Annotated in this window: 18 protein-coding genes, 2 tRNA genes and 1 pseudogene; 7 read left to right on the top strand and 14 right to left on the bottom strand. The window is 50.6% G+C overall.

Features of this window, described 5'->3' with window-relative positions; translation table 11 throughout:
- Positions 1 to 144 precede the first annotated feature (144 nt).
- Positions 145 to 1,110 carry a hypothetical protein gene (locus F7C38_08295; protein ID MCE4601532.1) on the bottom strand — a complete coding sequence of 322 codons (966 nt, stop codon included), beginning with the start codon at positions 1,108 to 1,110 and terminating at the stop codon, positions 145 to 147.
- A 777-nt stretch (positions 1,111 to 1,887) separates the two neighbouring features.
- Here F7C38_08295 and F7C38_08290 point away from each other — a divergent pair.
- Positions 1,888 to 2,580: a hypothetical protein gene (locus tag F7C38_08290; protein ID MCE4601531.1), complete on the top strand. Its 693-nt coding sequence runs from the start codon at positions 1,888 to 1,890 to the stop codon at positions 2,578 to 2,580.
- 41 nt (positions 2,581 to 2,621) lie between these two features.
- On the opposite strand, the gene F7C38_08285 is transcribed toward F7C38_08290, so the two are convergent.
- Positions 2,622 to 2,700: transfer RNA gene (locus F7C38_08285), tRNA-Gly, on the bottom strand.
- A 254-nt stretch (positions 2,701 to 2,954) separates the two neighbouring features.
- On the opposite strand from F7C38_08285, the gene F7C38_08280 reads away from it, so the two are divergent.
- On the top strand, positions 2,955 to 4,058 hold the full coding sequence (locus tag F7C38_08280; protein MCE4601530.1) for a saccharopine dehydrogenase NADP-binding domain-containing protein: 1,104 nt from the start codon (positions 2,955 to 2,957) through the stop codon (positions 4,056 to 4,058).
- Here the strand turns inward: F7C38_08280 and F7C38_08275 are convergent.
- Genes F7C38_08275 through F7C38_08265 form a run of 3 tightly spaced genes read right to left on the bottom strand, consistent with a single transcriptional unit; the run spans position 4,055 to position 8,880 of the window.
- Positions 4,055 to 6,214, bottom strand: coding sequence for a DEAD/DEAH box helicase (locus F7C38_08275; GenBank protein MCE4601529.1), 2,160 nt, complete (start codon positions 6,212 to 6,214; stop codon positions 4,055 to 4,057). The genes F7C38_08280 and F7C38_08275 overlap by 4 nt on opposite strands.
- 30 nt (positions 6,215 to 6,244) lie before the next feature.
- Complete coding sequence (locus tag F7C38_08270; GenBank protein ID MCE4601528.1) at positions 6,245 to 8,269, bottom strand: minichromosome maintenance protein MCM; 2,025 nt, start codon at positions 8,267 to 8,269, stop codon at positions 6,245 to 6,247.
- Between the two features lie 56 nt (positions 8,270 to 8,325).
- On the bottom strand, positions 8,326 to 8,880 hold the full coding sequence (locus tag F7C38_08265) for a DNA replication complex GINS family protein (protein ID MCE4601527.1): 555 nt from the start codon (positions 8,878 to 8,880) through the stop codon (positions 8,326 to 8,328).
- A 99-nt stretch (positions 8,881 to 8,979) separates the two neighbouring features.
- Here F7C38_08265 and F7C38_08260 point away from each other — a divergent pair.
- From F7C38_08260 to F7C38_08250, 3 genes and pseudogenes are all read left to right on the top strand, one after another.
- Positions 8,980 to 9,246 (top strand): annotated as a pseudogene (locus tag F7C38_08260) (AAA family ATPase).
- Positions 9,226 to 10,860, top strand: a complete 1,635-nt coding sequence (locus F7C38_08255; GenBank protein MCE4601526.1) for a replication factor C small subunit — start codon at positions 9,226 to 9,228, stop codon at positions 10,858 to 10,860. Before F7C38_08260 ends, F7C38_08255 begins: the two are co-directional and overlap by 21 nt.
- A 59-nt stretch (positions 10,861 to 10,919) precedes the next feature.
- Complete coding sequence (locus F7C38_08250; protein MCE4601525.1) at positions 10,920 to 12,296, top strand: replication factor C large subunit; 1,377 nt, start codon at positions 10,920 to 10,922, stop codon at positions 12,294 to 12,296.
- Here the strand turns inward: F7C38_08250 and moaC are convergent.
- The 5 genes from moaC to F7C38_08225 form a co-directional block, all read right to left on the bottom strand.
- Positions 12,282 to 12,731, bottom strand: a complete 450-nt coding sequence (moaC, locus tag F7C38_08245) for a cyclic pyranopterin monophosphate synthase MoaC (GenBank protein ID MCE4601524.1) — start codon at positions 12,729 to 12,731, stop codon at positions 12,282 to 12,284. The two genes, F7C38_08250 and moaC, sit on opposite strands and share 15 nt — an antisense overlap.
- The gene (locus tag F7C38_08240) at positions 12,712 to 13,008 is read right to left on the bottom strand and encodes an ArsR family transcriptional regulator (protein MCE4601523.1); all 297 of its coding nucleotides are present in this window, start codon (positions 13,006 to 13,008) and stop codon (positions 12,712 to 12,714) included. The genes moaC and F7C38_08240 overlap by 20 nt, the downstream gene beginning before the upstream one ends.
- A gap of 11 nt (positions 13,009 to 13,019) precedes the next feature.
- The gene (locus tag F7C38_08235; GenBank protein MCE4601522.1) at positions 13,020 to 14,249 is read right to left on the bottom strand and encodes an AAA family ATPase; all 1,230 of its coding nucleotides are present in this window, start codon (positions 14,247 to 14,249) and stop codon (positions 13,020 to 13,022) included.
- Positions 14,250 to 14,313: 64 nt separating this feature from the next.
- Positions 14,314 to 14,766, bottom strand: a complete 453-nt coding sequence (locus F7C38_08230) for a hypothetical protein (GenBank protein ID MCE4601521.1) — start codon at positions 14,764 to 14,766, stop codon at positions 14,314 to 14,316.
- 29 nt (positions 14,767 to 14,795) lie between these two features.
- Entirely contained in the window at positions 14,796 to 15,551 is a 756-nt protein-coding gene (locus tag F7C38_08225; GenBank protein ID MCE4601520.1) for an endonuclease III, read from the bottom strand.
- On the opposite strand from F7C38_08225, the gene F7C38_08220 reads away from it, so the two are divergent.
- The gene (locus F7C38_08220; GenBank protein ID MCE4601519.1) at positions 15,529 to 15,966 is read left to right on the top strand and encodes an archease; all 438 of its coding nucleotides are present in this window, start codon (positions 15,529 to 15,531) and stop codon (positions 15,964 to 15,966) included. The two genes, F7C38_08225 and F7C38_08220, sit on opposite strands and share 23 nt — an antisense overlap.
- A 9-nt stretch (positions 15,967 to 15,975) precedes the next feature.
- Here the strand turns inward: F7C38_08220 and F7C38_08215 are convergent, their stop codons facing one another.
- Positions 15,976 to 16,464, bottom strand: a complete 489-nt coding sequence (locus tag F7C38_08215; GenBank protein MCE4601518.1) for an archaemetzincin — start codon at positions 16,462 to 16,464, stop codon at positions 15,976 to 15,978.
- A gap of 129 nt (positions 16,465 to 16,593) precedes the next feature.
- On the opposite strand from F7C38_08215, the gene F7C38_08210 reads away from it, so the two are divergent.
- Positions 16,594 to 16,668, top strand: a tRNA-Phe gene (locus tag F7C38_08210).
- Positions 16,669 to 16,689: 21 nt separating this feature from the next.
- On the opposite strand, the gene F7C38_08205 is transcribed toward F7C38_08210, so the two are convergent.
- The 3 genes from F7C38_08205 to F7C38_08195 all read right to left on the bottom strand — a co-directional run bounded on the left by F7C38_08205 (position 16,690) and on the right by F7C38_08195 (position 18,826).
- Entirely contained in the window at positions 16,690 to 17,451 is a 762-nt protein-coding gene (locus tag F7C38_08205) for a hypothetical protein (protein MCE4601517.1), read from the bottom strand.
- A gap of 35 nt (positions 17,452 to 17,486) precedes the next feature.
- Positions 17,487 to 18,251, bottom strand: coding sequence for a metallophosphoesterase (locus F7C38_08200; protein MCE4601516.1), 765 nt, complete (start codon positions 18,249 to 18,251; stop codon positions 17,487 to 17,489).
- A gap of 80 nt (positions 18,252 to 18,331) precedes the next feature.
- Positions 18,332 to 18,826: a hypothetical protein gene (locus F7C38_08195; protein ID MCE4601515.1), complete on the bottom strand. Its 495-nt coding sequence runs from the start codon at positions 18,824 to 18,826 to the stop codon at positions 18,332 to 18,334.
- Positions 18,827 to 18,965 lie beyond the last annotated feature (139 nt).

Raw genomic sequence — 18,965 nt, 5'->3', positions numbered from 1 at the left:
TGATTAATTAGAACTACAGTGATATGGCCTCTCTATCTATATGAGCGTAAATTGATGAGGTTCCTTTTTTATTCAGTGGTCTATCTACTGAAAGGTGGATAAAATCTAATAAACTCCGCTATTATGGAACCTCTGAGTCGGTATTTAGTCTCGGTTTCTATATTTAGATAGTATTGATTCGATATTTTTATCTTTAAATATGTTTTTGATTCTTTCCTCAACGTATTCGTGGTATATCTTAACAAAGTTGGAGTATTCCTTACATTTATGGGTTAATTCTGCGACTTCCTCCTTCCTGAGAGGTTCGCAGAGCTCGAATTTAGACTGAAGGTAGCTGGCTTTGCAGATATCATTTGCCTTGCCTTGATGATTTACTCTACTCCACATTACTAGAATGGGAGATCCAAGTACTAGTAGGAGATGGCTAAAGCCGCTCCTGATCGCAGCTATGCGCCTGGCGCAATAATCCGTCATGCCCTCAACTTGATTAACTGCCTGGTTGACGGCTGCGCTGGGATGCCATAAGTCTAGGCGACTTTCGATAAGTCTAACTATCTTTTGGGGGTTAGCGTTTGGCTTGATGCATTCTTCATAGAGCACTATTTCCCAGGGTTTTTCCTTCAGCTTTGATATGTTGCTTGCAATCTTTCTGGAGTATGGCGAGATTATCTCCACTATTTTATCGTAGTTTCCTTGTATTCTATTGAAGAGTCTCCTAGGAGGCGCTGGGAAACGAAGTTCATTAGTGCTACTCCGTATGTTATCATGAATTCTCTCTAAGTCGCGCCGCACGCCATGTAGTATGCATTCAGGTCTAGCTTTAACATCAACTACGAAGGATGATGTAAGACGGGTTGCGAGGCTATCAATTGCGTGGTGGAGGTAGAATAATTCATAGTGGTCCGTTAGATATGCAAGTTTTTCAAGATAATTTCTATATTTTTTAAGTTTTTTAGGTGATATTAAGTCCTCTGGGTGGCGAGAAGGTCTCTCAATAACTCTCATACCTATGTCATGGAGCTTTAAGTCGTCAATCACCTCGTCTACCTTCCTGTTCGGTTTGTAGCCAAGGAGCATTGCGACTCTAGCATGAGTATCCCAATCAGGCAAATCCGGACCCCCACGTCCTTATCGCTATTGATAAGAATAATTTTGCTATGCAAACTTAATAAATGATCAAGATACCCAGGTAGGCGAATTGTTTCCCGGCGAACCCTAATGGGCGTGGGATGAGATAGGAGGAGGCCAAGGAAGTCATCATCCTTGGGAGACCATACCTGCAAGTAGTGCTCCTCCTAGTCAAGACGAGGACCAGGAGCGGAGACCGAGTGTACGAGAGGTACGTTATCAACGTGCCCCGCTGGCTCGGCGAAAAACTCAACCCCCGCGGCGAGAGGAAGGTCTTCGTACTAGCCTACATCACCAAACCCTGGGTACACTAGCCACTCCCCTTAGACCCCGACGACCCCATATACACCAGGCTACCCGGAGAGGCAAAGACAGAACTCTACTACCAGGCCCGGGACCCCACGGCAAAGCCCAAGAGCCGGTAGTCTACATAGCCGCCGAAGAGGAGGAGGTCAAGCAACTGGGCCTAGACCCTGAGAAACCCATAGCACTAAAAGACATAGTAGAAGCCGTACAAGAGAAAACTACAAAGGAGAAGGCATCATCAAGGTAAGCAAGTCGAACCCAGTCTCAGCCCCTCAAAAGTGCGGAAAATATACAACCTCGTGTCATACTATACCAGTCAACTAGGAAAGTCAAACTCTTCGGTCTTTAGGGGAATCAACTTCGTGTGAGGGTTTCCCCAGCTGCCATCAAATATTAAACTTATGTTGTTAAAAATACTTTAGTAATACAATACACATAGGGGGCGATAGTTCCTTGAAGCCAGAGTCTTCCAGAGATGAGATATCAAAGAAACACCTCAGAGGAATAATAGATATAATTCAGGAAAATATTGATAAATTACTGAATGACATGAGCAATCCTCAAATTAGAGAGTTAACCGAAGCGTTATTCGAGGTTTGGGACGAATATCAATCGCTCCTCGATTATACTAATAGAGATAGGCATCCCACACTTTCATTCTTCATAAATAACATACTTACCCGCTACATCATTGACTTAGAATATTCAGCGACACTATGTATGGCTGAAGCCGTAAGCTGTATTTCTAGAGCACTAATAGAATACTGGGAACAGGCTATAGTCCTTGATTATCACGAAATGTTCCGACGATGGCCTCCGGAGAGGAAAATTAGGTGGCTACTCGGCATAGCTTTAAACGATAAAGAGAACACAGAGATCAGCGTGTTTAAAGAAAAATACGTTAATATGCTTCGAGACCTCCTGAACGACAAAATATTCCGTAAAATAAAACAAATATATCACGAACTCTCAGATAATATTCACGGGGTTCTGCAGAGTAAGCGTATCCTTGAAGCTCGCCTTGAGCATCTGATGGTCGTGTCTTGTGCTGAGGCAATATTTGATATAAATATTATAATAAAAAATATAAAAATAATAATAAATCTTTTTAGAGTAACGATAGATATCATTGAGTATCTCAAATAGTTATAATAGTTATAATGTATAGGGTAAGGAGTGGTCGGTAGTGGTGCGGCCGCCGGGATTTGAACCCGGGATCGCCGGCTTGGGAGGCCGGCGTCCTAGTCCAGGCTAGACGACGGCCGCCTCCATTGGTGTCTATACTGTCTGTGCGGGCTTTAACGGTTCCGGTCTCCCGGATCAGTGGGTTTCGGCATTTATTGTTTTTCTGAAGGTTTTTAGCCTGCAACCCGTATTACCTTGTCCTGGTAGTACCTGGTGTATTGGGAGGGACCCTCTCTGGGAGATGGGGAGAAAGGGAGTCTCCCGAATCGTGGGATGTGGTGAGCCGGAACACCTTATCCCTGGGAGGGTCCCTCGTGGAGCCTGGTGTCTCGGGGATGAGCGGGAGGTTTATTGTAGTCGGCCTGGGCAATGTTGGGCTGCGCGTCCTGTGGGACTTGGCGCGTCATGGTCATGAGGTTGTGGGTGTTGATAGTAGTTATGAGGCTGTGGAGCGCGCGCGTAGCATGGGTTTGAACGCGGAGCTCGGGGATGTGGCGGCCGTCTCCAAGCTGGCGGGGGGGATTGGCAGGGTTGACGCTGTCGTGTCGGCTTTGCCTGGGTCTATAGGGTTCAACGTGGTTAAGAGCCTGGTTGAGCTGGGGTTTAGCGTGGTCGACGTCTCCTTTTTCCCGGAGGATCCGTGGCCTCTGCATGAGCTGGCCCTGAGCAGGGGGGTTACAGTTGTTGTCGATGCTGGTATAGCGCCTGGCCTCTCCAATTTCCTGGTTGGGGCTGGCGTTCGCCGTACGGGTTCGAGGCGTGTGAGGATTTTCGTGGGGGGAATCTCTGCCAGGCCCGATAGCAATCCCCTGGGCCTTGCGGCCACGTGGAGCACTGAGGATCTCTTGGAGGAGTATCGTAGGCCGGCCAGGTATATCCGGGATGGGAGGGTGCACTCGGTCTCCCCGCTTGAGGCGACGCCTGGCCAAGTGGAGGTCCCTGGTGTTGGCGTGCTAGAGTATTTCCCCACCGATGGCCTCAGGACGCTTCTCAAGACGTATGGCGACATGGAGTTCATGGCGGAGTACACGCTTAGATGGCCGGGTCATCTTAACTTGATGAAGACCCTCGCGTCCCTGGGCTTCCTCGGGGAGGAGAACATAAGTGTTCAGGGATGCGTTGTAACCCCGAGGGCTTGCCTGGCGTCCGTCCTTAGGAGCGGGTTGCGTGGTGTTAGGGATATCGTCGTCCTCATGGTCGAGCTGTCTTCCGAGGGGGAAGGGACCCTCAGGTTTAGGAGTGTTGTCAGGTCCGACGAGAACTGGTCTGCTATGTCTAAGGGGACTGGCTCGTTCCAGGCGGTGGTCGCCGAGCTACTTCACGAGGGTAGGCTGGGGCGCGGCCTAGTGGTCCCCGAGGAGATTGGGAGGGACCCCGAGCTCGCATCCAGCGTTATGAGGAAGCTATCGCTGAGGTCCATACACGTCCTGGAGGACTAGTCCATGAAGGCCTCTAACCCCCTTTTATCCGAGTCGCTGGCCCCGGGTAGCTTGTCCACGTCCTCCTTCCTACCCAGGAACTCTAGTATCGCCCTGACAGTGGCCGACCCTATCCCGGGTATCCTGGCTAGCTTCCTTGGATCGGCTAGGGCTAGCTCGTGTAGGGACCTATAGCCGGCTTTATAGAGGCGTCTAGCCCTCACCCTGCCCACCCCGGGTATAGCCACCAGGGGTAGGAGCTCCTCTTTCACCCCATGCTTTATCCTCCTAGCCAGTACCCTGAGCTGTTGCGAGACCTCTATGGAGCCCCTAGCCAGTAGCTGGACGACGTCGGCTAGGGAGGACGCGATCCACTCGCCCGTCTCCACGAGGGAGGCTAGATCGCCGGGCCCCACATTATACCTCTCGGATAGCTCCTCGTCCCTCACCTCGTTGATCCAGTCCTTTAGGAGGAACGTCACCTTGATTCTCCGGAGTTCCTCGGGCCCGAACCAGTCTATCAGGTCGGTTAGTTCGAGGGCTTCGTCTATGCTTCTATCCATCAAGTAGTCCTCCTCCCGCCTGGAGACGGGGAGCGTTATCATGTCGGGCGACGACGCGATCATGTATAGGAGTATGTCGGTCGTATACCTCTTCGCCCTCCCCAGTATATTGTTCACTATGGGTATGTTGGCCGGGTCAAGGTATCGCTGCGATACAGTATGGCCTAGGGGAGTCGCGGAGAGGAGTCCCTCTTCCTCCTGAACCAGTCCCCACTCCACCAGGTTCCCAAGGGATTTCTCCGCGACAGGGCCTACCCTCCTGGGGCCCTCCAGGTAGCTGTGGAACGTCTTCGAGATAAACTCCATGATCTCTCCCCTAGTGGAGGCTAGGCCCGAGTCCAGGATGCCTAGTATAACGTGCCTCAGACTCTTCACGTTGGACAACTTGCTCGTAACGCGCTCAAGATCCCCATATACGTAGTAGTCCATGAGTTCCTCTACCCCGTCTCCCCTGGAGGCTACGATAACTGCATCACCAACCTCGTCATATCCCGGGCGTCCCGCCCTACCGGCCAGTTGCTTATACTCGTAGACTGCAATGGGCCTCCTCATCCCCGCCTCAAACCTATAGTACTCCTCGACCAACACCAGCCTAGCGGGAAGGTTCACTCCAGCCGCTAGCGTCGGGGTCGCATGTATGACGGCTATTCCACCGCTCCTGAACCCCTTCTCTACCAGCCTCCTCTGAGTATTCGATAGCCCGGCGTGGTGGAAGGCGACGCCCCTCCTAACCAGGTCTGCGAGTTTCTCGCGTAGTTGCAAGGGGCCGTCGCTCCGGCGTATTGCGAGGGCTATCTCCCGGGCCGTCTCCCTATCGTACTGGAGGACGCCTTCCAGCGTCTTCGCGGTTTTCTCGGCTAGTGAGACGACTCTCCTCCGGGACTGGGAGAAGACTAGTGCCTGGGCTCCCTCCTTTAGGTAGTGGTATAGCGGGTTGATGTAGGGTAGGGGGGACAGGATTTTTACATGGCTCTCTGATCCATTGGAGAACACTATTCTCTCGTCCTTGTAGACTCCCTCCTTCAGGGGGACGGGGCGCCAGTCGAGGGTTATGGCGCGTGCATTCATCCATTCCGCTAGCTCGTTGACATTGGGTATGGTTGCTGAGAGGCCTATTAGTTGGGGGTCTTTGCCCGCGTATAGTATCCTGGTTATTAGGGATTCCAGTATCGGCCCTCTCTTCTCGTCGCCGATATAGTGTAGCTCGTCTATGACAGCCACGGATACATTGTTCATCACATCCGGCCTATTCCTTAGTATACTGTCTAGCTTCTCGTAGGTGGTCACGAGCAGGTTCGCGTTCCTCGGGCCGCTGGCCAGGTTGCCGACCTCTATCCTAGTCTTCACGCCTAGGCTGTCTAGCTTCGCGAATAGACTCGCCTTTTCATATGCTATGCTCCTTAGGGGGGCGGTGTATACCGCGACCCCCTGGGGGTTGTCGTGTAGGGAGTTAACGATCCCGATCAGGCCTATGAGGGTCTTACCGCTGGCCGTGGGCGTCGAGACTATTAGGTTCTCGCCGTGCTCGACGCCGAGCTCTAACGCCTTTTCCTGCGGCGGGTACAGGTTCTCGACTCCTAGTAGCCTCAATAGCCTTTCCGTCGCTTTCCTCAATGGTTGCCGGCACCTTCCCAGGGCTTATGCCTACTCTACCACGCGGTAGCATCCGGTCTTGGGCCTGTAGATTAGGCCCTCGCGGTAGAGCTTATATAGCATATCCCTTATCTTCTCCTTGTCGAGGTTTGTTGACTCCTGCACTTGTTTTATGATGTCGGACTCCTGCACGCATTCCTTGTCGCTTTCGAGCATTTTTATCGTATCCACTATAATCGTGGAGAGCCGTATCTGGTGCCTGCTCTTCCCCGTCATGATTATGCTGGCGTCTATTTCTCCCGTCTCGGTCATGCCTACGCTCGATAGGTAGCTCATGGTGATTCTAATGGCTTCGGCTGCATCCTCTACGGTTACCTCGTCTTTCAGCGCCATCTTCGCGTGGGCTTCGGCGATTCGTATTATGGCTTCTAGCTGCCTGGCTGTTATGGGTACGGGTGGGCTTTTCTCGTGTGCGACGGCCATGTTCCTCATGTAGACGAAGAACTCTTCTATGAGTTTCTTGGCGTTGGGGCTGAGCCTTGGCTTCACGTATCTCCTGGCGTATATGATGTATTTCTTTAGGAGGCTGGGTTCTATCTCCATCTTGAACTTCTCGATGTTACTATGAGCCTCAAGTATGTACCTAGCCAGGCGCCTATCCTTCTCCAGGCTCGGCTTATCCCTAATGACGAATATCAAGTCGAACCTCGATATTATAGTCGGTTGCAAGTTCACGTTGTCGGTGAAGGTCTTGTCTTCCAGGTATATCCCGAACTTGGGATTGCCAGCGGCTAGTATACTGGCCCTAGCGTTAAGCCTAGCCACGATCCCAGCCTTCGAGATGCTTATGACCTGCTGCTCCATAGCCTCGTGTATAGCCACCCTGTCCTCAGGCCTCATCTTATCTATCTCGTCGATAACCGCCACCCCGCCATCAGCCAGGACGAGGGCCCCTGCCTCCAGGTAGAACTCGCCAGTCTTGCTATCCCGGACGACCGCCGCCGTTAAACCGGCCGCTGTCGACCCTTTACCACTGGTATATACTGCCCTGGGCGCGATCCTGGCGGCCGACTGTAGTAGCTGTGACTTGGCGACTCCAGGATCTCCTACGAATAGTACGTGAATGTCTCCTCGTATCCTGGTTCCATCGGGCATGGTCTTGGGTACTCCGCCGAATAGCGCTAGCGCTATCGCCTCCTTGAGATCCCAATGGCTGTATATGCTTGGAGCGATGCTGGCGATTATCCTCTCACGTATCCAGGGGTCTCGGGCTAGCTCCTTTATCCTCTCCTCGTCTTCCCTGGTAATCGTTATCTCCTCTAGGGCCTTCTCCGACACCCGCATGCTGTTCGCTTCAAGGTAGATCTCGTATAGGGGGCTCGTGGTGGAGGTCTGCTCTAGCCTGGGAATGCCGACCAGCGTGACCCTATCCCCCGGCCGAGCCGAGTCGACGAGGTCGTGCGTCAGGTGTATCTCGATGCTCCTCGGCATCTGCCCCCCGGGGACGTCCTCCGGCCTCTCCTGCAGGGTTATCTTCTGCCAGTCAATGTATCTTGACTTCTCCTTTAACAGCAGGAATTTCCCCCCGCCCTCGCCGCATATGGGGCATATAGAGGGTTTCTCGATTCTATCGCCTACAGCCTCGTCTCCCGGAGGCCACTCGAACTCGCCCCCGCATTTCTCGTGGCGGAAGACGGCCTTCACCATCCTACTCCTGATCGGGTGCATGCGCGTAACGATTCCCTCGACCTGTACCAGCTTCCCTACGAGCTCGCTCCGGATATTCCTTATCTTCACCGTCTCGAAGAGACCGTAGATCCTGGCTATGAACTTCTTCTTCTCAGCGTATTCGGGGTCTTCGAGCTTGACTAGCTCCCTTATAGCTTCCCCCGCCTCGCGTAGGACCTCGGAGGGATTGTCTATGAGCGCTTCCGCCAGCTCGGTGTTGTACCTGTATAGGTCTGAGAAGTCTATGGGTAGGCTCTGGAGGTCGAAGTTTATCATCCGCCTCAACCGCTCCATGTACTTGAAGCGGCCGTGCTCGTCCCTGAAGTTCTTGATGAAGTCCTTGAACATGTCCCCGTAGCCGGCCGAGGGCTCCTCGTACCCTACTACCTCGGTCAAACCCCTCGTCACCTCTTGAAGATCCCGGTGATGTACTCCTTCCACATCCTGGTGATCTCGTTCACACCGGTATAGACGAGGTTTTCCTCCGGCGTCATCCTATCCCTGAGTTCCTCGCCTGAGGTCAACGCGAGCCTAAGTATCTTCACGAGCCTGGTCTCCGCCAGTTCCACCAGGTTCTTCTCCAGTATTTCCCTGTCTCTTAGTAGCATGTGTGTGGGATGCTCTTGGATGAGCTTGTTTAGTTCTTCTACGAGTTCCCTGGCTTTCAGGTAGAAGTCGTTGGGGAGCGGGGTCAACTGGTTGGCGGCCGTGCGCCTCTTCTCCCTGTAATGGTATGTGTTCACGGTATCGATATCGAGCTTCTTATCCTTAACCTCCACTAGGCCATTAGCCTCTAGGACGCGTGCCTGCCACCTAGGCAGGTCTAGCTCGTCTCCCCGCCTGGCGTTGACTCTCCCCGCCGGCGTTGGAAGCCCGTGATAGTTCTTCAGGAACACTACTCTCACATTCCGGGTCTCATAGTCTAGCTGTATCAGCTTCAGGCGCTCGTCTAGTTTCAACACTCCTCCCGATTACAGGTTGTTAATGCCTGGAGTTGATATAGGGGGTTGAACGCTATTCGCCTTATTAGGGGTAAATAGGGTTATCCTATATGAATGATGGACTCGGGATGCTTGGGTGGACTAGCATTGGATTCAATCTACGAGTTGCTTTGGGTCGAGAAGTATAGGCCGAGGAGCCTCAACGAGATAATAAACCAGGAGGAGGTCGTGGAGCGCCTGAAGAAGTTCGTTGAGATGAAGAACATGCCCCACCTACTCTTCGCGGGCCCAGCTGGTACGGGTAAGACTACAGCCGCCCACGCCTTGGCTCATGATCTCTACGGAGAGGGTTATAGACAGTACATGCTGGAGTTAAACGCTTCCGTATCGAAGCATACACCCGTCCCAGTCAAACTCAATAACCGCATCAAACTAGTTACTTTCGAGGAGCTGGACAGAATCTACTTCAGCAACCCGGCCAGAGTACTTAGAAACGACCACGGAGAATATGTAAACCTAGCCAATCACGGCCTGGAAGTCCTAACTATAAATAAGAGAACCTGGAGGCTAGAGTGGAGAAGAGTATCTTGGCTCATCAGGCATAGGGTATCGAAGATCATACGGGTAAGGATCGCTGGAGGCCAATACATAGAACTAACCGGCAACCACTCGGTGATGGCTTTCAACAAGGATGGAGACCTTGTAGAGAGATCAGCGGCGGAGTTAAGGCCTGGAGACTATCTAATCTCCATCGACGGGGGACCCCTGGGATACGACAGGCCCACGACAGAAAAGGGAGTCGGCAGGGCCCAGGACCGTGTCGTAATCACATCAGTGGGATCTCGTAGAGGTTCCGTGACTGCAGAGATAACAGTAGGGACCCTCGGCTACACGAGGGCGGATAGCGTTGAACACGGGTTCCTACCAGTCGAGCCCTTCATCAGGTTCCTCGAAGAGACAGGTTATACCGGGGCGTATGGCTTAGTAGACGAGTCGAAGCCGCAGTTGTACGGGGGCTTGATACCCAAATCCAAGGCCCAAGAGATTCTAGCAACAATCGATGACGACCCGCTATCAGTGAACGAGAAGGAGAAAATAGGGATGCTAAAGCGCCTAGCATACTCGGATCTACACGTGGTGAGGATTGAATCAATAGAGCTGGTAGACTACAATGATTACGTCTACGACGTATCGGTACCCGGTAACAACATGTTCTTCGCCGGGCACACTCCTGTTCTACTCCATAACTCCGATGAGCGCGGGATCAATGTTATAAGAGAGAAGGTGAAGGAGTTCGCGCGGAGCCGAACTCCACCTGAGATCCCATTCAAGATAGTCCTGCTCGACGAAGCCGATAACATGACTGCAGACGCCCAGCAGGCTCTGAGGCGCTTGATGGAGTTATACAGTGCTAACACGAGGTTTATACTGATAGCCAATTATCCATCAAAGATTATAGATCCGATACAGTCTAGGTGTGCTTTCTTCAGGTTTCAGCCCTTGAAGAAGGATGATGTAGTCAACAGGCTGAGGTATATCGCGGAGAAGGAGGGAGTAGACTATGAGGAAGAAGCCCTGGAAACTATCTATGAGATAAGCGAGGGTGATATGAGGAAGGCAATCAACGTCCTACAAGCGGCGGCTGCGATCGGGAGAGTCACGGTAGAGGTTGTATTCAAGGTTGTAGGGCTGGCTAAACCCAAGGAAGTCCGTGAAATGCTAGAACTAGCGCTCAAGGGGGACTTCGTCGCCGCGAGAAACCTAATGAGGAAGCTCATGATAGAATATGGATTGAGTGGAGAGGACCTCATCAAGCAGATACATCGAGAGATCATGGGCACCGAATTGAATATACCCGAAGAGGCGAGGGTCCTTATAGCAGACTACGTGGGGGAGATACACTTCCGGCTAGTTGAGGGTAGCGATGACGACATACAGCTCAGCGCCTTCCTAGCATGGCTCAGCCTACTCGGGCCTAGACTCGGTGTAGAATCTTGATCACACATAGGAGAGCAAAACCGAATATCCCCTGGATAATAAAGTATAGGCCAAGAACAGTGGACGAAGTAGTAAACCAGGATAACGCCAAGAAAAAGCTACTAGCGTGGTTTAAACAGTGGGTCTCAGGAAAACCTCCATCGAAGAGGGCTGTACTCCTCTATGGGCCTCCTGGGGTCGGCAAGACAAGCCTAGTAGAGGCGATAGCTAGGCAATTCAAATTCGAGCTGCTAGAGCTGAACGCGAGTGACTATAGATCTGCAGCGGCAATACGTAGGACCGTTGGCGTAGCCGCTAACAAGAAGCCACTCTATGGGAGAGGTATAATAATCCTCCTAGACGAGATAGACGGCATAGCCCCTAGAGAGGATTCCGGTGGTCTAAAGGCGCTGCTAGAGATAATACCTCATACAACTAATCCCATAGTCATGACGGCTAACGATCCCTGGAAAGAGCAACTGAGGCTCCTACACCAGCAGGCAGAGCTCATACAGTTCAAACCCCTCTCCGTCACTCAAGTTATGGCCGTCCTCCAAAGGATATGCGACTTGGAGGGCTTGGAGTGCGAGAGGGAGGCTTTAAGGTATATAGCCGAGATCGAGAGGGGAGATGTGAGGGCCGCTATAAACGATTTACAGGCCATCGCAGAGGGTTACGGTAGAGTAACGCTCGGTATCGTCAAGCTGGTGATCAGAGGCAGGGACAAGAAATCTGATATATTCGTTACGTTAAACCAGATATTCTACTCTAACAAGTTCTGGCGGTCGCGGATGGCATTATCCAATAGCGAGGAGGACTACGAGACCGTAATCGCCTGGCTAAACGATAACATCCCCAGGAAATACGAGGATCCACGAGACGCGTACAGGGCATTCGACGCCCTGGCACGTGCGACAATCATGCTTAACAGGGCCAAGTTCAAGACAGCATGGTCCCTATTAACCTATGTCTTCAGCCTAGCCGGCCCTGGAGTTACATTCGCGAGGAAGTACTCTCCCATAAGTAAAGCTAGATACGCTTACCCCGATAGGATAAAGATGATGGCCCGGCTGCGCGAGGTTAGGGAGATCCGGGAGTCACTGGCGTCTAGGTTATCGGAGAGAGTATTGGTCTCTCGCAGGCTGGTCAAGACAGAGATACTACCCTACCTCTTCATAATATTCCGAGAGTCGGAGGATCCAGTACCCGCGGCTCGACTCGCATTAGGATATGGTCTTGACAGGAGGGAGGTGGAGTTCCTAGCGGGCCATAGGTCAGGCGAGATACTATCGGCTATCGAGAAGATAAAGCGGTCAAGAAGGGACGTGGTCGAGAAAAAGGAATCGAGGGCCGAGAAGCGAGAGGAGCATGAAGAGGGGGCTGGCAGGCGTAGGAGGACTGGGGCTAGACGAGGTAGGCGCCCGGCTTCGAGTACCCTGGATTCATTCTTCTCGTGAATACTTGACTTTCTCTAATACTCTTATCGACTCTATCAATGTGTGGGGGTACTGGCCCTTCTCGTCTTTCTCGTACTTCTTTACCATGTCCCATATAGTCAAAAGTGCGGCCGCTACACCTGTGAGCGCCTCCATTTCTACCCCGGTCTTGTATATTGCTTTAACCCGGACTCGGACTCGGACTCGATTGTTTTCGTAGTTGAACTCTACGTCTACATGTTGTATAGGTATCGGGTGACAGTATGGTAGGATGTATGGGGTTTTCTTTACCGCCTGTATAGCGGCTATCTTGGCCGCTTCCTCGACGTCCCCCTTCTCTATTTTATTATCTAGAATTAATTTTATGGTATCTGGTCTTAGTCTTATGTACCCCTCGGCCTCGGCTATTCGAAGCACAGATTCCTTGCCCGAGATATCAACCATGCCTTTCTTCATTACCAACCCCGCTCCATAGCCTCTCCAATTCCTCAAGTAGCTTTCGGGTCGCGTTTATCCTGGGATCGCTTAGGTTTACCTCGTAGAGTCTTAACCGCCCATACGTATGTTCATGTACTATGCCCAACTCGACCAGCCTGTCTAGATGGACCTTAGCTAGTCTATATGGTAGCTTTGTTTCCCTTATGATTCTTGATATGTTGGCTTGGCCCTCTTTTAATAGGAATCGTATTATCCTGAATCTCCCCTTGCTCTCGAAGAGTTCTTCGAGATACATTAAGGCTCCCTCTACAGTAGCCTCTTTTTGAGTATCTCTTCTATTACCTCAACCAGAGGTCTCGCAGGTATATCTGTTCTTAGCCTAATGATCGAGGTTCTCCCCCTCATTCCCTTCCCCGAGGGCTTGACGTCGAGTAACTGTATACTTTTCAGGTTATTTATATAGATATTGAATTGTGTATGGGCTCTCGGGGCCTCACCATAGAGTTCTGAGAGCTCATTATATAACTGCCGTAGCCTGCCTGTTGTAAGCCACTCGCCCTCCTCCACTGTATGCTTGGCTACAGCTAGCAGGACGAGTAGCTCGTGGGTGCTTAATCCTTCCAGGTCACTTATACTGACGTTGGCAATCGAGTCTAGCGAAAGGGCGTGGCGTACGTGTTCCGGCGTTATTCTATGGGATCCCTCGTATTCGGCTTGCTCCGCGGCACTGTTTAACGCGTTTATTGCACGTCTGGCGTTCCCGTCTCTCAAACCTGTGCCGTCGACCCCGTAGTGCTCAGCTATCATGTATAATATCTCGGGAGTCCATGTGCCCTCGTAGAGGGAGATCTCTGCCCGCTGTTCGAGTATCTCATAAAGCTCCTCGACAGTGTACGGCTTCAAGTGTAGCCGGAAGTTGATCTGCGACTCGATCTGGGGCATCTTGGACCGTAGCTCGCTGAGGACGAGATAGTCTGATGCAACTAGGACATAGCTTATCCGCGGTACCCCGTCTGGCGGCGGCACTTGTTCGTATATCCTTAGCAGGGAGTACAGGTAGGCGTCGTCTACTTTAGGCGATTTTATCAAGTTCTGGAACTCGTCTATTGTTACAAGTACATAGTAGTTCTTCTCGTACACATAGTCTACAATAGTCTTTATGGCTTCCAGCGTCGAGGAACCCTTTATACTGATCTTGGGGCTGAGCTGGCTTGCTATTATAGCCAGTATCTCGTGGAGCGACGGTGCAGAGTAAACGTTTACATATATGAACTTGTACTTGATCCCGTGTCTAGCCGCGAGCTCCGAGATTTTAAGCCCAGAGTACTTCGCGACGGTCGTCTTTCCTATACCGCTTCGACCCGGCGAGCCGAATATCGCGACGACGTCGCCTGCCCTCCCTTCGGAGAACCTGGCGAAGACTTTCTTGGTTAGGAGCGCCGCCTCTTTCCTCCTAACCCTCAGCTCCGAGGGTATATAGAGTTCTGCAAGGGCGTTCCTATCTTTGAATATGGTACTCTCTTCGACGAGCCCCATGCACTATCACTTCCGGCCGACTATAATACCTTGTATCCATCCATTCTGGAAGTAATCGGTACTACTATATTTCAGTATCGTAGCCTACGAGGAGACAGCCATAACCACACCTCCTAGCATAACCCCAGGAGGCCAGGACCAGATCGTCTATACCCTCGATATCTACGACGAAACTGCTATTCCGATTCAATATTATATTTAATTTAGATAATATTATATCTTTCTTGATGTATTTTTTCGATTTTCCCCGGAGCGCGACTATTAGTCTCACCGGAGACTGGATACGGCTGGAAGCCAGTCTAGAAGCTATCAAAGACTCTACATCAGCCCCACCTATACTGGCGCATACCTTCGGGATCACGAGACGAGACGCAAAAGAGAACCTATAATCCCTAACAACATCCAAAATATTATCATAACGAGCTATCTCATTGCCCATTATCAGGTATACGCCGGGAAACGGCGTCGATCGAACATAGCCCCCCATCGCAGCAGCTAGATCCCACGCTTCCTCCAAACACCACTTACCCCTCTTAGGCTTGGCTACTACGACAGCCGCCGGGCATAAGGACATACTTTCCTCAACGGACATACACTGCACCTAGGCTTCCTCGCCTTACAATATCTCCTGCCGAGGGCTATTAGTAGGCGATGAGCTTCTTCTGCGTTATCTGCTCCAAAGAATTCGAGAAGCTTCCTGGAGACCTCGTCATATGTGGCTTTTTCACCGACCAAACCCCATCGCCTGGCTATCCTAAAGGCGTGGGTATCTACTGCGAAGTACGGTGCCTTGTGGACTAGCTGGAGGAAGACGTCTGCTGTTTTCTTGCCTATGCCTGGTATAGACAGGAGCCACTTTCTTAGTTTTCCGGGTTCTGTCTTGACTAGGAAGTCTTCTCCGATTTCACAGATTTTCTCAGATAATATATATATTGTTCTGGCTTTTTGCCTATATAGTCCAGCAGGTTTGATTGCCTCTTCTATGCTCTTGATATCGTGGCTAAGGACGTCGCCGCATCTAGTCCCGATTTTTTCAATAAATCTAGTCAATGCTTTTATCGAGTTTTTATCAGAGGTATTTTGACTTAATATTATTGAAATAAGTAATAAAAAAGGGTTGTCTTCTATTTTCCTCGCAACCAGGACAACATAGTCCTCATCCCTAACTGGAAGCGTTTTTCTCATAATATCTAGTACCTCTTTACCACTAGCTTCTATCATTTCCACACCCTCAACATAATTAGGAATAACAGCGAAAGGGATAATATGGTGCGGGAAGATGAAGGAGTGCCCAAGCTTCAAGCACCTAGAACACACAGCCGATGTGTTAATAGAGGCTAGCGGGAGAACGCTTGAAGAGGCGTTCGAGCAAGCTGGACTAGGCGTCTACGAGGTTATAACAGACACCTCCGGCGTGCAACCAAGGGTAAGAATAGACATAGACATTACAGGAATGGACCTTGAGAACCTGCTCTACAGGTGGATCGAAGAGCTGCTCGTCAATACAGACAGCGAGGGACTAGTCTTCTCCCTGTTCAGGGTCTGCAGGATAACAGAGGGGGAGGGGGGCTACCGCATAGTTTCAAGCGTGTGGGGGGAGCGATTCGACCCGGAAAGACACGAGGAGAGGACCATTGTAAAGGCCATGACCTACTCCCAGATGAGCATTGACAAACGCGACGGGTGCTGGATTCTAAGATTCGTCGTAGACATATAATTAATGAGGCTATTCCGCTAGAGTCCTTCTTAACTTATCAATGCAAACGCGACAATAACGGGGTGGCTTGTCGTCTAACTCCTCTAGGCTATTGCTATACTTCATAACGCACTGGTTCTGGCAATGGGCTAAACCGGCTAGGTGGCCGAACTCGTGGAGTATTAATTTCAGGAGCCTCTCAAGATAAAGACCATGGTTTGTATCATCCATTATCCGCTTTGAATAGATAGTCGCCACCCTAAGCTGTGGTGTCGCTAGGCCAAATACGAAATTCAAGTTGCGGACGTAGCCATCGCCATTAACTATACCTATAAGGTAAACTCCAGGGGACCGCAGTACACCACTATACTTACTATAGAGGTATTTATTTACTTTTTCAGCGTTATATTGCATCCTACCGGCATCGTACAGGTCTAGAGGTAGCATTAGGACGGATCCGGGCGTTATTACCTGGATCGACCCGGGTATCTCGTTTGTAATCGCTTTCCTCAGATGCATTATTTCATACATAAATGACTTATTTATAGATTGTAATATCATTATCGTCATCGTCTCAACCATAAGTACCTAGTTGGGAGCAAGGAATTTATCTACCAGCCATGGTATTCCTTAAACTGGCCGCCGTGGGCCGCCGTAGCTCAGCGGGAGAGCGCCCGGCTGAAGACCGGGCGGTCCGGGGTTCGAATCCCCGCGGCGGCACCACTCAATTAATCCCAGTTCCCGCTATTCTAACTCAAGTCGCAGTTGTTCATTGACAAGGTCTCTGACAGCAGGTGGCTCGTCGGGCAGTTTCTTGAGTAGATTCTCGGGCACGTCTAATATATTATCCTTTATTAACATTAAAATAGTCTTATATGTTGTGTATGCTAGTAGGATTGGATCGGACACGTAGTATCTAGCCTCATATATATCTTTTATCATATTATATACTAATAATAATTCTGCCTCGTCGGCTATGATTAATTTATCGCCATCGCCCCTATAAATAATATTAAGTATTTTATATGCTATATATTTATTAATTGATATGTACATTGCATCGTGTTCTTCAATGAAGGCTACAGTCCCCCACTTTTTGGTTTCAGGGCGTCTAACATCAAACCCCAGCGCCGGTTCCCTGCCGCTAGTGACCAGGATGTAAATATTATTCACATCTATTATAGGCTTTATAATTGTTCTAATAAATGATTCGAGGAGGAATACGCTTTTCTCCGGGTAGTCGCTAGCCTCCATGGAGGTAGCTGGTTTCTCGGGCACGTAGGAGGACGCGATCAGCCTCGCTAGACGGATCGATATCTTATCAATTACTAATACTAACAGAATAAAAATACTTGAAGCGAATAATAACATGTTACGGGTGATCCTAACTCCCATGAACAATCCAATAACATACAGGATCAACGCGGAGATTAACCCTGCAACGAGAGCGAGGACACCACGTGTAGGGATAGTGAATCGTCCCGTGTCCCAGCCACCCCATTCCATGTATAGAATCGAATCCCGGGATTAAAGAAAGAGCCCTACCCGGGCTCAAGCCAATCAAGTAAAGTAGATTTCTTTTTAATAAATACAGGAACCACCCGACGGTTAACAGGCAAAGCAACATTGTATACTCTAATCCCCTTTACCAAGGCGAAAGGCCTACCCCTGTGTGCATGCCCATGTATTGCTATATCAGGTCGAGCCTCGATCAGCGCTCGCTCCATCCCCGGCGAATATATTTCGGGCCAGATTCGCCTTGGCTCGCCAATTATAGTCGCTTTCGTTAATGCATAATGAGAGACTAGGACTACATAATCAGCTTCTCTCCTGGCATTTTCTATCAATTCCTTGACGACTCTAGGCCTTTCTTCATAGACCTTCTCTAGCCATGGCATGTGTCTTCTTTGCCACCTAGTCGGTCTTTCGAGGGCACCTCTTGTCCCGACGAACGCGATCCGCTTGTCGCCGCATTCGAGGACCTTGTAATCATCATCTAACCATATTACATGTGGGTATCTCTTTTTGAATTCAGAGGCTCTATCATGGTACTCCTCGTTACCGAAAACAGAGATGATATTTACATTATTAAACTTATCCTCGATTAGATCGAAGACAGCGCCAGCCGCATCAACGTCACCCTTATCAACAATATCACCAGCCAACACAAAGAACGACGCCCCATAGCTATACTCAGAGAGAGCCTTCTTAAACAAACCCAGGAGGCGTGGACTGTGGATATCGCTCGACGACGCTATAGGGGCCTCAGTGCTACAATGGCTCTCCACTACAGTCAGCCTGCCCATCGGTCCTCACTGGCCCAAGGGTAATGCAAGGGGCCAGCGAGAGTATAATGGCTTAACCGGCCACCATAGAGGCACACGCCTTATTTCACTGTTTTGACTAGAGCCTTATTGAGCGCGCCAGTAAGCGACATCACGATGGCGCTAGCCAGGTGCAACGGCGTTGCAGTATCAAGCCTATGCTCCCATCCCATACAGTCTGCGAACACTCGTAGAAGGCTCGGGTCTATTTCCCGCTCTTCCCTGCCCAGGAGCGAGCTAAGGGCGTAAACCAATACATTGTATACCGCGTCCGGACCCAGGCACTCTGTCAACTCAAGTATATCAACTAGGGGATGTGACACTATACTGCTAGCATCGCCGATGATGTCCTCCTTAGCTTCAAAGAGTAGCAGGTCGTAGACGTCGGCCGCTTTAAACAGGGAGTCCCTCGGGTCCCCCGCCACTACGGCTATTGAGACAAGCGAAACAAAGAGGTCAGACAGCTTCTCATACCATTCGCCAGAGTAACCCTCCCCCACGCCCGGTGCCAGAGCTACGGCCCCCACACTCTCGTTAAGCTTGTCTTCAACCGACAATCAATCCACCCACCAGGAAATGCTAGCCCCGGGCCCCTCAAGGAAGTATAAGCATGGTAATACCGAGGCGGTCTGCTGGACTAGGAGTCTTCATCGGACACCCTCTGTGAAGTCCGGGTTCTTATCTTCATCCCAGTGG

This window comes from Candidatus Thermodiscus eudorianus (assembly GCA_015521085.1).
Lineage (GTDB): Archaea > Thermoproteota > Thermoprotei_A > Sulfolobales > Acidilobaceae > Thermodiscus > Thermodiscus eudorianus.
This window is presented reverse-complemented; position numbering and strand designations above follow the sequence as displayed.